Here is a 12,746-nt window from a genome sequence, read left to right on the forward strand (position 1 = left end):
GCGCCGGTCTCACCGCCCCGGGCCGCACCGCGCCGGGCCTCACGCCTCCGACGTCGGGCGCGGCGCGGGGAGCCGCGACGGCGGGATCACGACATACAGCGGGGTCCGGATCCAGCGCTGGCCCGTCGCGCGGAACTCGGCCCGGGTGGAGAAATGGTAGAGGTAGCTGGTGGCACGTATCCAGTGCGGACGTCCGCCGTCGAACGGGTCGTGGCGCAGCAGCCGCAGCGTGGGCCGGTCCGCCGCCAGCAGTTTGGCCAGGAACGCGTAGAACCACTCCTCGTGCACGGTACGCAGCGGCAGGAACCACATCAGCCAGTCCAGGCGCAGGTGGTACGGGGCGTACTGGCGCGGGATGCGCCGGACGTCGCCGGGCTTGCCCTTGAACCCATACTCCCGCCAGTCCGCGTCGTCCCCGGGGTCCTCGTCGAGGGTCCCCTCCACCACGATCTCGATCCGCCGCTTGGTGACGGTGCCGAACGCGCCGTAGGTGTTGACCAGCTGCCAGCGGTTGAAGGATGCGTTCATCAACTGGTGGTGCGAGAAGAGGTTCTCGATGGGCCGGTAGCTGAGCACCACCAGCAGCACAGTGGCGAACACGACCACCACCAGCCAAGGAACCGGCGCCTGGCTGCCCAACCCGGCTGCGCCCACCGCCGCTCCTGCTCCGGCGCCTGCGGGCGCGGACGCGGCATGCCAGTCCAGCGGTATCGCCGGAATCACGGCGTGCGCCACGGGATCGCTGACCGCCGCGAAGGCCAGGATGATCGCCATCCAGTTCAGCCAGGCGAAATTTCCACTCGCCACCAGCCACAGCTGGGTGAAGACGATGATTCCGGCGGCGGCGCTGGCCAGGGGCTGCGGGGCAAAGAGGAAGAAGGGCACCACCAGTTGGGCGAAGTGGTTGCCCAGGACCTCCACCCGGTGCCAGGCCTTGGGGAGCAGGTGGGCCTGCCGGCTCAGCGGCCCCGGCATCGGCTGGGTCTCGTGGTGGTAGTACAGCGCCGTCAGGTCCCGCCATTCCCGGCCGCCCCGGATCTTGATCAGGCCCGCCCCGAACTCCAGCCGGAACACCAGCCAGACCAGCAGGATCAGGATGGTCCGGGGCGGGGGAGTCTGGTCGGAGCCGAGGAAGGCCACCGTGAACCCGGCCTCCAGCAGCAGCATCTCCCAGCCGAAGCCGTAGAACGTCTGCCCCACGTTCACGATCGACATGTACAACAGCCACAGGGCCAGGAACGCGATGAGCGGAACCCACGGCGGCCCGAGCTGCGGCAACCCGGCGATGAGCGTGGCGGCAATGGCCATGCCGCTCCAGCACACCGTCCGCAGCAGCCGGTCCGAGTAGCGCCAGCGGAACAGGCTGGGCCGGCCCAGACGGTTGAAGCCCTCGAGATACGCCGGCACCGGCAACAGGCCGCGCTCGCCGAGGAGGGCCGGGAACTGGTTCAGCGAGGAGAGGAAGGCCACGAAATACAGGGTGGCGGTGCTGCGCTGCAGCACCTGCCGGGCGAACTCGTACTCCGGCGCGTCGAACCACGCGGTCCACTCCACGTTTTCCACGTTACGCCTCCGCCCTGCTGCGTCAACGAGCGGCGGAAGACTCGACCCGGCGGCGTCGAGGTGGCGCTTCACGGCACTGCTGCACGCCGCGACTGCCGTGAAGTGCCACCTCGAGGCGAACGCGGCGCACCGGCGCGGTGCGGGATACTTGAATCATGCAGCCGCGCAAAATCGTCCTCCTCGGGTCCACCGGTTCCATCGGCACACAGGCGATTGACGTCGTCGACGGCGCCCCGCACCTTTTTGAGGTTGTCGCGCTCAGCGCCGGCGGCGGCAACCTCGAACTCCTGGCCCGGCAGGCCGTCCACACCCGCGCCCAGGCTGTCGGTGTCGCCTCCGGGGATGCCTCCGCCCTCCGGGGGATGATCGACGACGCCGCCCGCGCGGCAGGACTCATCGGGTACAGCCCCGAACTCATCACCGGCCCCGACGCCTCCACCCGGATCGCGGAAATCACCGCCGACGTCGTCCTCAACGGCATCACCGGCTCGATCGGACTTGCCCCCACCCTGGCCGCCCTCGCCTCCGGGGCCACGCTGGCACTGGCCAACAAGGAGTCCCTGATCGTCGGCGGCGCCCTGGTCAAGGCCGCGGCCCGCGAAGGGCAGATCGTGCCTGTGGATTCGGAGCACTCGGCCATTGCCCAGTGCCTGCGCTCCGGCTCCGCCGCGGAAGTGGACCGGCTGATCCTGACGGCATCGGGCGGGCCGTTCCGCGGCAAGACCCGGGACGAGCTGCACGACGTCTCGCCGCAGGACGCCCTCGCCCACCCCACGTGGGACATGGGCCTGATGGTCACCACCAACTCCGCCAGCCTGGTCAACAAGGGCCTGGAGGTGATCGAGGCGCACCTGCTCTTCGACATCCCCCTGGAGAAGATCGACGTCGTGGTCCACCCGCAGTCAGTGGTGCATTCCATGGTCCAGTTCGTCGACGGCTCCACGATCGCCCAAGCCTCGCCGCCGGACATGCGCCTGCCCATTGCCCTCGGCCTCGGCTGGCCGGACCGCGTCCCCGGATCCGCCAGGGCCTGCGACTGGAGCAAGGCCACCAGCTGGACGTTCGAGCCGCTGGACACCGTGGCGTTCCCCGCCGTCGACCTCGCGAAGGCGGCCGCCACGCAGGGCAGCACCTTCCCGGCCGTGTTCAATGCCGCGAACGAGGAAGCGGTGATGGCCTTCCACGCCGGGCAGATCCGGTTCACCGACATTGTGGACACCATCGATGCCGTCCTCAGCGAACACTCAGGCTCCTCCGGGCTGACGGTGGAGTCCGTACTGGATGCTGAAAGATGGGCACGCGCCCGCACCCACGAACGTTTAGCCGTAAGAAGCGTCTAGATTGCCAGTTTTCAGGAAGCAGCAGATCACAGCATGAGCCCCGTCCTCCTCTTTGTCCTCGGTGTCGTCTTCGTGGCGATCGGCATCGCCGTGTCCATTGCCCTGCATGAAGTCGGGCACCTGCTCCCGGCCAAGCTCTTCAAGGTCCGCGTGACCAAATACATGATCGGTTTCGGACCCACCGTTTGGTCGAAGAGAAAGGGCGAAACCGAGTACGGCCTCAAAGCCATCCCGCTGGGCGGCTACGTGTCCATGATCGGGATGTACCCGCCGAACAAGGAAGACGGAACCGTCCGCACTTCCAGCACCGGAATGTTCCAGTCACTGGCATCCGATGCCCGTTCCCTGGCCCACGAGGAAATCGGCCCCGGCGACGAAACCCGGGTCTTCTACCGGCTGCCGGTCTGGAAAAAGATCATCATCATGCTCGGCGGGCCCGCGATGAACCTGCTGATCGGCGTCGTGCTGACCGCGGTGCTGCTGATGGGCTTCGGCACCGCCAGCCAGACCACCACGATCGCGGACGTCTCCAAATGCCAGGTCAAGGCCGGCGAGACCGTGGACCCGGACTCCGCCGACTGCAAGCCCACCCCGGCCGCGGCCGCGGGCCTGTTGCCGAACGACACCATCACCTCCTTCGACGGCAAGGCCGTCACCAAGTGGGACGAACTCACCGGCTGGATCCGCGCCTCGGCGGGCCGGCAGGTGAGCATCACCGTGGAGCGCGGCGGCGCCACCGTCTCGACAACCGTCACGCCCGTGCTCTCCGCCCGCCCGGTTCTCGGTCCCGACGGCCGCCAGGCCAAGGCCGCTGACGGAAGCCTGCAGTACCAGGACGTCGGCTTCCTGGGCATCGGCGCGCAGACGGCACTCGTGCAGCAGCCGGCGTCGGCAGTGCTGCCCATGGCGGGGGAGAACATCAAGCAGGTCGCCGGTGTGGTGGTGAACCTGCCGGAGCGCGTGGCCGGCGTGGCCAAGGCAGCCTTCAGCGAGGAACCCCGGGACCCCAACGGCCCCATCAGCGTGGTGGGCGTGGGCCGCGTGGCCGGCGAGGTCGCCGCGATGGAGGAGGTCCCGCTGCAGTCCCGCTTCGCCGCCCTGGTGGGTTTGCTGGCCGGTCTCAACTTCGCGTTGGCCGTCTTCAACCTCATTCCGCTGCTGCCGCTCGACGGCGGCCACATTGCGGGCGCGCTGTACGAGGGGGCCCGGCGCCAGATCGCCAAGCTGTTCGGCCGCCCGGATCCCGGCGCCTTCGATATCGCCAAGCTGCTCCCGGTGACGTATGTGGTGGCGGTGCTGCTGATGGGCATGGGCGCGCTGCTGATCTACGCCGACATCGTCAAGCCGGTCAACCTCTTCGGATAGGCCCGGCATTTCAGCCAAATTCCGCTGACTATCATTCATAAGCCCATTTAGGCTGATTTTAAGTAATCAGTTGAAAATGGTTGATTATTCCCGATCACCTCCCCTAGGCTGGGGTCATGTACGTCATGACAATCGACCAGCGCGGCAGCACGGGCGACATCGACCGGGTTCCCGGCCTCCTGAAGGGGCTCAGCGCGCTCTCCACCGCCGGGCGCTTTGAGCGTTCGGTGGGCGACGAGGTCCAGGGCGTGGTGGAACGGGCCGACGAGGTGGTGGAGATCGCCCTGCACGCCCTGCGCAGCGGCCGCTGGTATGTCGGGATCGGGGTGGGGGAGGTGGACCTGCCGCTGCCGGCCAGCCCGCGCGAAGGCTCCGGTCCCGCCTTCGTGGCGGCCCGGTCCGCCGTCGACCGGGCCAAGGGGGCGGCCGCCCATGTTCCCCTCGCCGTGGTTGCCGGCCGCGACCGCCGTCGGGCAAATGCAAATGCAGCAAACACGGCCGCGGACGGCGCCAGCGGGTCCCAGGGGGCCAGGGCCTGCGCCAATGCGGAGGCGGTGCTCCGACTGATTGGCCGCCTGGTCCAGGACCGGACCGCGGCGCAATGGAAGGTGGTGGACGTGCTGCGCTCGGTGCGGAACGACACCCACGGAACCCACGGCAGCCAAAAAATAGCGGCACAGAAACTCGGAATCACGGAGCAGTCGGTGAGCCGCGCAGTCCTCCGCTCGGGCTGGCAGGAAGAATGGGCCGCGAGGCCGGCCGCAGAACTGCTGCTGACCCTCGCCCACGACAGCACCGAAGGAGAGAAGTGAACGCGCTCTGGATCACGCTGGCCCTGCTCACCGCAGGATTCGTCGGCTGGCCGGTCACTGCCTGGGTGTTCCGCCTCGCCCGCACCATTGATGACCGGGCCGACGCCGGAAGCGGCGCCGGCGCCGGCGGGGACGCAGCCGAGGACCCCGCCGCCGACTCCACCACGGACTCCGACCTCCAGGCGGCCCCGGAACCGGCCGGCCCGGACGCAGCAGCGCCTACCCCGGCAGCGGCGGCCGCCGCGCCGCCCACCGAGACCGTCAGCAGCGTGCGCATCCTGCGCGGCGGTGCCATTATCGGCATCCTGGAACGGTTCGCCGTGTGCCTGGCGATCCTGGCCGGCCAGCCCGTCGCCATCGCCTACGTCGTGGCCATCAAGGGCCTCGGCCGGTTTGCCGAGTTGAAAGCCACCCCGGTGGCCGCCGAGCGGTTCATCATCGGAACCCTCACCTCCATGCTCTGGGCAGCCGGTGTCGCCGCCCTGGCCAAGGTCCTCTTCCTCGGCTGACCGCGTGCCCCGGAGCCTCCGGATGGGAACCGGGCAAACAGGGCGATAGTGTATCCATATGACTGTTTTTGCTGTGGAGTACGTGTACGACGCCGAATCATCCGAGGTCCGCGATGCCAGCCGCCCGGCGCACCGCGAATGGACCGCGGATCTTGCCCGTGAAGGCGCCCTGCTGGCCAGCGGCCCCTACGGCGACGGCGCAGGCGCGCTGCTCATCTTCAAGGCCGCCGATGAGGCGGCCTTGAATGACCTTCTGCGGCAGGACCCCTTCGCAGCCGCCGGTGCCATCTCGGGCACCCGCACCACCGTGTGGGCGCCGCTGACCGGTCTTCTGGCCGAGCACGCCTAGCCCGTCCAGCCCGCACCTTCGCAACTTCGAATTCTAAAAGGGAGTCCATGTGACCTCGGTCAGCCTGGGAATGCCGTCAGCACCGCCCCCCGTTCTTGCCCCCCGCCGCAAGACGCGCCAGATCAAGGTGGGATCAGTCGGCGTTGGCTCCGATTCGCCCATCAGCGTCCAGTCCATGACCACGACGCCGACGACCGACATCAACGCCACCCTGCAGCAGATCGCGGAACTCACGGCCTCCGGCTGCGACATTGTGCGCGTCGCCTGCCCGTCCGCCGATGACGCCGAGGCGCTGCCGATCATCGCCAAGAAGTCCCAGATCCCGGTGATCGCGGACATCCACTTCCAGCCGAAGTACGTCTTCGCCGCGATCGAGGCAGGCTGTGCCGCCGTGCGCGTGAACCCGGGCAACATCCGCAAGTTCGATGACCAGGTCAAGGAGATCGCCCGCGCCGCCAAGGACCACGGCACCTCCATCCGGATCGGCGTCAACGCCGGATCCCTGGAACCGGGCATCATGAAGAAATACGGCAAGGCCACCCCGGAAGCCCTCGTGGAATCCGCCGTCTGGGAGGCCTCGCTCTTCGAGGAGCACGGTTTCCACGACTTCAAGATCTCCGTGAAGCACAACGACCCGGTCATCATGGTTGCCGCCTACGAGATGCTGGCCGAGAAGGGCGACTGGCCCCTGCACCTCGGCGTCACCGAGGCCGGACCGGCCTTCCAGGGCACCATTAAGTCCGCCACGGCGTTTGGCGCCCTGCTCTCCCGCGGGATCGGCGACACCATCCGCGTCTCCCTCTCGGCCCCGCCGGTCGAGGAAATCAAGGTGGGCAACCAGATCCTGCAGTCCCTCAACCTGCGCCCCCGCAAGCTGGAAATCGTCTCCTGCCCGTCCTGCGGCCGCGCCCAGGTGGACGTCTACACGCTCGCCGAGCAGGTCACCGCTGGCCTGGAAGGCATGGAGGTCCCGCTGCGCGTGGCAGTTATGGGCTGCGTGGTCAATGGTCCCGGCGAGGCCCGAGAGGCCGATCTCGGCGTTGCCTCCGGCAACGGCAAGGGCCAGATCTTTGTCAGGGGCGAGGTCATCAAGACTGTCCCGGAGGATCAGATTGTTGAGACACTGATCGAAGAAGCCATGCGTATCGCAGAAGAGATGGGGGACGCCGATGGCGAAGATGCTGTCAAGGGTAGCCCCGTGGTTAGCGTCTCGTAAGGACGACGCCGCTCCCGGCGTCGTCGTCCGGGTGCATGGCGGCGCGGCCACCGGACAAAGGCAGGCGACCGCCGGTACGGCGTCTCCCACGGCCGGGGGCGCCAGCATTCTTGGCGTGTTCGACGGCGGCACCCTCCTCGGCGCCTGCTGGGCCGGCGCCAACCTGGTGCCGATCGAACTGGCGCCCGAGCTCGCCGGTCTCATTGCGATGGCCGCGCACCGCTCCGGGCGCCGCTACGCCTCGATCTTTGGCCCCGCCGAAACTGTCCTGGCTCTCTACGCGGCGCTGGAGCAGCTCGGCCAGACCGCCCACGAAGTCCGGGACCACCAGCCCCTGCTGACGATCGCGGGGCCGCCCGCCGTCCGGCCCGAGCCCGCACTCGGCTTTGGCCAGCTGGCTGACTTCGACAAGATCCTGCCCGCATGCGCCGCAATGTTTGAGGAAGAAGTGGGCTATTCGCCCTACCTCGGCGGCAGGGAGTATTACAGCCGGCGCGTCAAGAGCCTCATCCGTCAGGGGCATTCCCTCGTGCACGTGAACGCCGCCGGCGATGTGGTCTTCAAGGCCGAACTCGGCGCCGTCACGCCGGAAGTGACCCAGGTCCAGGGTGTCTGGATGAATCCCGACTTCCGCGGACTGGGACTGAGCGCGGGCTACATGGCCGCCGTCGTCGTCCTCGCCCAGACCCTCGCGCCGGTGACCAGCCTGTACGTCAACGGGTTCAACGCCAAGGCGCGCGCCACCTACGATCGGGTGGGCTTTCGCCAGGTGGGCACGTTCGCTACAGTGCTCTTCTAGCGGGCAAATGCCGGCTGGCCGGTCTAGTTTTTTGGGGGAAACATGAAGACATCAGTGCTGCGCATTTTCGGGGCCTCGGCGCTCCTCGCCTGGGGCGCCGTGGGATTGGCCGCATGTGGCACCCCCACTGGCTCGCCGGATACAGCCCAGAGTGCGCAAGCCCAGGCCGCAACGACGGTTCCCAGCGCGGCCGCGACGCCTACTCCCACCCAGACGCAAGTCAAGGCTTACACGAGCGATGAACTGACGGCCCTCGTGGCACAGTTGAAGGATGCGCACGGCAAGCCGCTCACCGTGATGCCGCTTGCCGATCTCAAGAAGTCGGTCGAACAGGCAAAGTCCTTGCTGGCGTCGATCTCGGTAGAACCCGCGGAGTGCGCGGCTCTGGCCCTTGGCGGCCAGGCAGCCTCGACCGAGGGCACGGCGGTCGCGGCGGGGGTGGCCCAAGATGCCGGGACGGGCGCTTCCACGGGTGTCTCCCTGGCGTTCCGGGCTGACGCCAAGCTGCTCGAGAAGGGACTCGCCCAGGGCGAGGACTTCAATAAGTGCTCAGCCCTTTCATTCACGACCAATGGCACCAAAGTGGACCTCAAACTGACCAAGCTGGCCGGATTCGGCTCAACCGCGGGCACCGTCGCGTACCGGACAGACAGCACACTGCCGGGCGGCCGGAAGCAATCGGCGATTACCGGACAGGTGATCCAGGACGGCGTTCTCATCACCGTCAGCGCGGCAGGTGGCGGCAGCGAGGCCGACGCCATCTTCCGGGCCGGAAAATTACTGGATCAGGCCGCCGTGCTCGTCGGGAAGTAGCCCGATTACCGCCCCGCATGGACCCGCATGGACCCGCAACGACATGCCGAAAATATCCGGTTGCAGACTATTGCTTCCCGGCCGCATGTCACATAGGTTCTACCTAGCCGTGTCGCATAGGCGCACACACTCCCCAACGCATTTTCCGGGGAAGACAACGCCTGGAGAGGACACCAAGTAGCTCGCAGCCTGAGATCTGGGGGGTGCTGGGGCCACGGAGCCACGCCATGACGGGATGACCAGCCGGAAACGGCCAGGGGCTTCCACCAGTTATGGCGTGGCTCTTCCATGCGCCCGGCCCCGCAGAAGCGGGCGAGAAGCGGGGCAGTAGCGGGGGCGCAGCGGGGCCGGCGCGGCAAAGCGGTGCGCTCTGGACGGTAGATTAGTACCTAGATGCTTTTCTTAGGCTTTGCCCGCACTTCCCCAGAAACGGATACCCCACCTGTGGTCCTTCGACTCTCCAAGCTGTTCCTGCGCACCCTGCGCGAAGATCCCGCCGACGCCGAGGTGGCCAGCCACCGGCTCCTGGTCCGCGCCGGCTACATCCGGCGGGCCGCGCCCGGCATTTACACCTGGCTCCCGCTGGGGCTGAGTGTGCTGCGCAAGGTGGAGCAGGTCATCCGCGAGGAAATGACCGCCATCGGAGCCCAGGAAGTCCACTTCCCGGCGCTGCTGCCCAAGGAACCCTACGAGGCCACGAACCGCTGGACCGAATACGGCGAGGGCATCTTCCGGCTCAAGGACCGCAAGGGTAACGACTACCTTCTGGCCCCCACGCACGAGGAGATGTTCACCCTGCTGGTCAAGGACCTGTACTCCTCGTACAAGGACCTGCCGCTGAGCATCTACCAGATCCAGAACAAGTACCGCGATGAGGCACGTCCCCGCGCAGGCCTGCTGCGCGGCCGCGAATTCATCATGAAGGACTCCTACTCCTTCGACGTCGACGACGCCGGCCTGGACGACAGCTACGCCGCCCACCGCGGCGCGTACCTGAAGATCTTCGAGCGCCTCGGCCTCGAAGTGATTCCGGTTGCTGCCACTGCCGGTGCCATGGGCGGGTCCAAGAGCGAGGAATTCCTGCACCCCACCGAGATCGGTGAGGACACCTTCGTGCGCTCGGCCGGCGGCTACGCGGCCAACGTCGAGGCCGTCACCACCGTGGTCCCCGCGGACATCGACTTCAGCAACGCCCCGGCCGCCGAAGTCCGCGACACCCCGGACACCCCCACCATCGAAACCCTCGTCGACGCCGCCAACGTCCTGGTTCCGCGCACAGAGGCCGACGGCAGTCCCTGGACCGCCGCCGACACGCTCAAGAACGTCGTCCTCGCCGTGACGCTGCCCACCGGCGAACGCCAGATCGTCGTCATCGGCCTCCCCGGAGACCGCGGCGTTGACCTCAAGCGCGTCGAGGCGAACATCGGGTCCTTCCTGCCGATTGCCGGCGAGATCACGCTCGAGGCCGCCAACGAAGACGATCTCAAGAAGCAGCCCCTGATCGTCAAGGGCTACCTCGGCCCCGGCATGTCCCTGGATGCGCCGCTGCTGGGCAGCGAGGGCGCCGCAAAGCTGCTCTACCTTGTGGATCCCCGCGTCGTCAGCGGCTCTGCCTGGGTCACCGGCGCCAACGAGGCCGGCAAGCACGTCTTTGGCCTCGTCGCCGGACGCGACTTCGGCTGGGACGGAGTCATCGAGTGCACCGAGGTGCGCGCCGGCGACGAGGCGCCCGACGGTTCCGGTCCCCTCGAAACCGCCCGCGGCATCGAAATGGGCCACATCTTCCAACTCGGCCGGAAGTACGCCGCCGCCCTGGACCTGAAAGTCCTGGACCAGAACGGCAAGCAGGTGGTGGTGACCATGGGCTCCTACGGCGTCGGCGTCACCCGCGCCGTGGCGGCCCTGGCAGAGTCCAACCACGATGACCGGGGCCTGGTCTGGCCGCGCGCCGTCGCCCCCGCCGACGTCCACGTTGTGGCCGTGGGCCGCGGTGAGGAAATCTTCGCCGCCGCCGAAAAACTGTCCCTGGAGCTCGAGGCTGCCGGCCTGGACGTCATCTATGACGACCGCCCCAAAGTTTCCCCCGGCGTGAAGTTCGGCGATGCCGAACTCGTCGGCGTCCCCACCATCCTCGCCGTCGGGCGCGGACTCGTGGACGGCGTCGTGGAGATCAAGGACCGCCGCAGCGGCAATGCCGAGAATGTAGCCGTTGACAAGGCTGTTGACTACGTGGTCAACGCCGTGCGCAACAGCTGATGCCGCGCCGTCCCGGGCCGCACTAGGCAATGGTCTCCGGACTCGAATCGATCCAGCTCGGAACTGTCATCCTGATCGTCGTGGCCGGCCTGGCGGCCGGATGGGTCGACGCCGTCGTCGGTGGCGGCGGGCTCATCCAGCTCCCGGCGATGCTCCTGGTGCCGGGCATCAGCCCGGTCCAGGCGCTGGCGACCAACAAGATGGGCTCCATCTTCGGCACCAGCACCAGCGCGGCCACGTACTACCGCCGCGTCCGGCCCGACCTGCGCACCGCCCTGCCCATGGCAGCGATCGCGCTGGCAGGCAGCTACGGCGGTGCGGCGCTTGCTGCCAACCTGCCGGCCAGCGTGTTCAAGCCGATCATCGTGCTGGCGCTGATCGCCGTCGCGCTCTTCACCGCCTTCCAGCCCGGCATCGGTGAGCTGACCAAGCTGCGCCACGAGGGGCACCGGCACTACGTGGTGGCCTGCCTGATCGGCGGCGTGATCGGCTTCTACGACGGCCTGATCGGTCCCGGCACCGGATCGTTCCTGATCATCGCCCTCGTCTCGGCCATGGGCTACGCCTTCCTGGAGGCCAGCGCCAAGGCCAAGATCGTGAACGTGGCCACTAACGCCGGCGCCCTGCTGTTCTTTGTTCCGCACGGCGCCGTGCTGTGGGGGCTCGGGCTGCTGCTGGGCATGGCGAACATGGCCGGCGGCTACCTCGGTGCCCGGACTGCGGTCCGGCAGGGGAGCAAGTTCATCCGGATCGTGTTCCTGGTGGTGGTGGGCGCGCTGATCATCAAGCTCGGTTCCGACGTCTGGCAGGACAACCGGTCCTAGAATGGCGCGGCCCAAACATGGCCCTTCACGGACAACCGAAGCGGCCTCTGGTAAACCGCGACCCTATTAGGCATCGAGGCGGTAGCGCGCTTCGTACACCGGGTTCAGCTCGATCCATCGGCTGCGCCACTCGCTGGATTCCAGGCCCGCCTCGTAGCTGATCAGATCCTCGATGTGCACCTGCCAGCCCGCTCCATAGGCCGCGATTTCGCCGAGCGGGAGACCGCGTTCCTCAACAATCAGCCGCGTGCCAGGTGCCTCGGGAGTCAGTACCGCCTCAATGACCGTTTCCTCCTCGCTGCCGGGCGACATCGTCACGGTCAGCCGGCGCGGTGCCTCGCACAACTCGACCCGTCCGGCGCCTTCCCATCCGCTCGTAAAGACTGCCGTGAACGCCCCACCGGGATGTAGGTCGCCATCGACCCGGGCGACCCACCGGGCGAGGCGCGTCGGGTCGGTCAGCGCCGTCCACAGATCTGTGGCCGGCGTCCCGAAAAGCGAGTCCATCCGTACAGCGCCCTTCCCGTCACCGAGCGAGCGAATGCTTCCTATCACGCTGTTTGGCTGTGCCATTGTGTCGTGCTCCTCTCCTCGCGGTGACCCCGCGAGATCTCGGTATGCAAAGCGTTTAAGCGGCCTTCCCACAATGTGCGGTACGGGCCGAGCCAAGTATCCAACTCTGCGAGTGGCTCCGGCCGAAGGCTGTAGATGCGCTGCTGTGCCTGTGAGTGCACTTCAACGAGCCCGGCCTCGCGCAACACGCGGAGGTGGCGTGAGACCCCCGGGCGAGCGATCGGCAGTGCGGCCGCGAGTTCGGAGACCGACGCCGGCTGTCGGCGCAGGTGCTCGAGAATTTTGCGGCGATTCTCGTCTGACAAGGCGTGCATAACGGCTTCCACG

Annotated in this window: 13 protein-coding genes; 10 read left to right on the forward strand and 3 right to left on the reverse strand. The window is 67.7% G+C overall.

Features of this window, described 5'->3' with window-relative positions:
- Positions 1–39: 39 nt before the first annotated feature.
- Positions 40–1,554: a lipase maturation factor family protein gene (locus AC1D0A_RS09450; RefSeq protein ID WP_476945666.1), complete on the reverse strand. Its 1,515-nt coding sequence runs from the start codon at positions 1,552–1,554 to the stop codon at positions 40–42.
- A gap of 164 nt (positions 1,555–1,718) precedes the next feature.
- Between AC1D0A_RS09450 and dxr the strand changes: the two genes are divergently transcribed.
- The 10 genes from dxr to AC1D0A_RS09500 all read left to right on the forward strand — a co-directional run bounded on the left by dxr (position 1,719) and on the right by AC1D0A_RS09500 (position 11,846).
- Positions 1,719–2,903, forward strand: a complete 1,185-nt coding sequence (dxr, locus tag AC1D0A_RS09455; protein ID WP_476945667.1) for a 1-deoxy-D-xylulose-5-phosphate reductoisomerase — start codon at positions 1,719–1,721, stop codon at positions 2,901–2,903.
- Positions 2,904–2,936: 33 nt separating this feature from the next.
- Complete coding sequence (locus AC1D0A_RS09460) at positions 2,937–4,268, forward strand: M50 family metallopeptidase (protein ID WP_243179608.1); 1,332 nt, start codon at positions 2,937–2,939, stop codon at positions 4,266–4,268.
- A 116-nt stretch (positions 4,269–4,384) separates the two neighbouring features.
- Complete coding sequence (locus AC1D0A_RS09465) at positions 4,385–5,080, forward strand: hypothetical protein (RefSeq protein ID WP_028277107.1); 696 nt, start codon at positions 4,385–4,387, stop codon at positions 5,078–5,080.
- Positions 5,077–5,589 carry a hypothetical protein gene (locus AC1D0A_RS09470; protein WP_476945668.1) on the forward strand — a complete coding sequence of 171 codons (513 nt, stop codon included), beginning with the start codon at positions 5,077–5,079 and terminating at the stop codon, positions 5,587–5,589. Before AC1D0A_RS09465 ends, AC1D0A_RS09470 begins: the two co-directional genes overlap by 4 nt.
- Before the next feature lie 58 nt (positions 5,590–5,647).
- Positions 5,648–5,938: a YciI family protein gene (locus AC1D0A_RS09475; RefSeq protein ID WP_079551403.1), complete on the forward strand. Its 291-nt coding sequence runs from the start codon at positions 5,648–5,650 to the stop codon at positions 5,936–5,938.
- Between the two features lie 49 nt (positions 5,939–5,987).
- Positions 5,988–7,154 (forward strand): flavodoxin-dependent (E)-4-hydroxy-3-methylbut-2-enyl-diphosphate synthase, encoded by a 1,167-nt coding sequence (gene ispG / locus AC1D0A_RS09480; protein ID WP_028277109.1) that lies wholly within the window; start codon positions 5,988–5,990, stop codon positions 7,152–7,154.
- Positions 7,117–7,953, forward strand: a complete 837-nt coding sequence (locus AC1D0A_RS09485; protein WP_476945717.1) for a GNAT family N-acetyltransferase — start codon at positions 7,117–7,119, stop codon at positions 7,951–7,953. Before ispG ends, AC1D0A_RS09485 begins: the two co-directional genes overlap by 38 nt.
- Before the next feature lie 42 nt (positions 7,954–7,995).
- Positions 7,996–8,766: a hypothetical protein gene (locus AC1D0A_RS09490; RefSeq protein ID WP_243179605.1), complete on the forward strand. Its 771-nt coding sequence runs from the start codon at positions 7,996–7,998 to the stop codon at positions 8,764–8,766.
- 444 nt (positions 8,767–9,210) lie between these two features.
- On the forward strand, positions 9,211–11,022 hold the full coding sequence (locus tag AC1D0A_RS09495; protein ID WP_243179604.1) for a proline--tRNA ligase: 1,812 nt from the start codon (positions 9,211–9,213) through the stop codon (positions 11,020–11,022).
- A 29-nt stretch (positions 11,023–11,051) separates the two neighbouring features.
- Positions 11,052–11,846 (forward strand): sulfite exporter TauE/SafE family protein, encoded by a 795-nt coding sequence (locus AC1D0A_RS09500; RefSeq protein WP_476945669.1) that lies wholly within the window; start codon positions 11,052–11,054, stop codon positions 11,844–11,846.
- Between the two features lie 66 nt (positions 11,847–11,912).
- Here AC1D0A_RS09500 and AC1D0A_RS09505 read toward each other — a convergent pair whose 3' ends face one another.
- Both AC1D0A_RS09505 and AC1D0A_RS09510 read right to left on the reverse strand, forming a co-directional pair.
- Positions 11,913–12,353 (reverse strand): SRPBCC domain-containing protein, encoded by a 441-nt coding sequence (locus AC1D0A_RS09505; protein ID WP_476945670.1) that lies wholly within the window; start codon positions 12,351–12,353, stop codon positions 11,913–11,915.
- Between the two features lie 44 nt (positions 12,354–12,397).
- Positions 12,398–12,733, reverse strand: coding sequence for an ArsR/SmtB family transcription factor (locus tag AC1D0A_RS09510; RefSeq protein ID WP_476943031.1), 336 nt, complete (start codon positions 12,731–12,733; stop codon positions 12,398–12,400).
- Positions 12,734–12,746: the final 13 nt, after the last annotated feature.

It is taken from the genome of Arthrobacter sp. P1_D4, from assembly GCF_056406115.1.

Coding starts and splice junctions, on each gene's coding strand:
- dxr (WP_476945667.1), top strand. CDS start 1,719: ATGCAGCCGCGCAAAATCGTCCTCCTCGGGTCCACCGGTTCCATCGGC.
- AC1D0A_RS09460 (WP_243179608.1), top strand. CDS start 2,937: ATGAGCCCCGTCCTCCTCTTTGTCCTCGGTGTCGTCTTCGTGGCGATC.
- AC1D0A_RS09465 (WP_028277107.1), top strand. CDS start 4,385: ATGTACGTCATGACAATCGACCAGCGCGGCAGCACGGGCGACATCGAC.
- AC1D0A_RS09475 (WP_079551403.1), top strand. CDS start 5,648: ATGACTGTTTTTGCTGTGGAGTACGTGTACGACGCCGAATCATCCGAG.
- AC1D0A_RS09485 (WP_476945717.1), top strand. CDS start 7,117: ATGCTGTCAAGGGTAGCCCCGTGGTTAGCGTCTCGTAAGGACGACGCC.
- AC1D0A_RS09490 (WP_243179605.1), top strand. CDS start 7,996: ATGAAGACATCAGTGCTGCGCATTTTCGGGGCCTCGGCGCTCCTCGCC.
- AC1D0A_RS09500 (WP_476945669.1), top strand. CDS start 11,052: ATGGTCTCCGGACTCGAATCGATCCAGCTCGGAACTGTCATCCTGATC.
- AC1D0A_RS09505 (WP_476945670.1), bottom strand. CDS start 12,353: ATGGACTCGCTTTTCGGGACGCCGGCCACAGATCTGTGGACGGCGCTG.
- AC1D0A_RS09510 (WP_476943031.1), bottom strand. CDS start 12,733: ATGCACGCCTTGTCAGACGAGAATCGCCGCAAAATTCTCGAGCACCTG.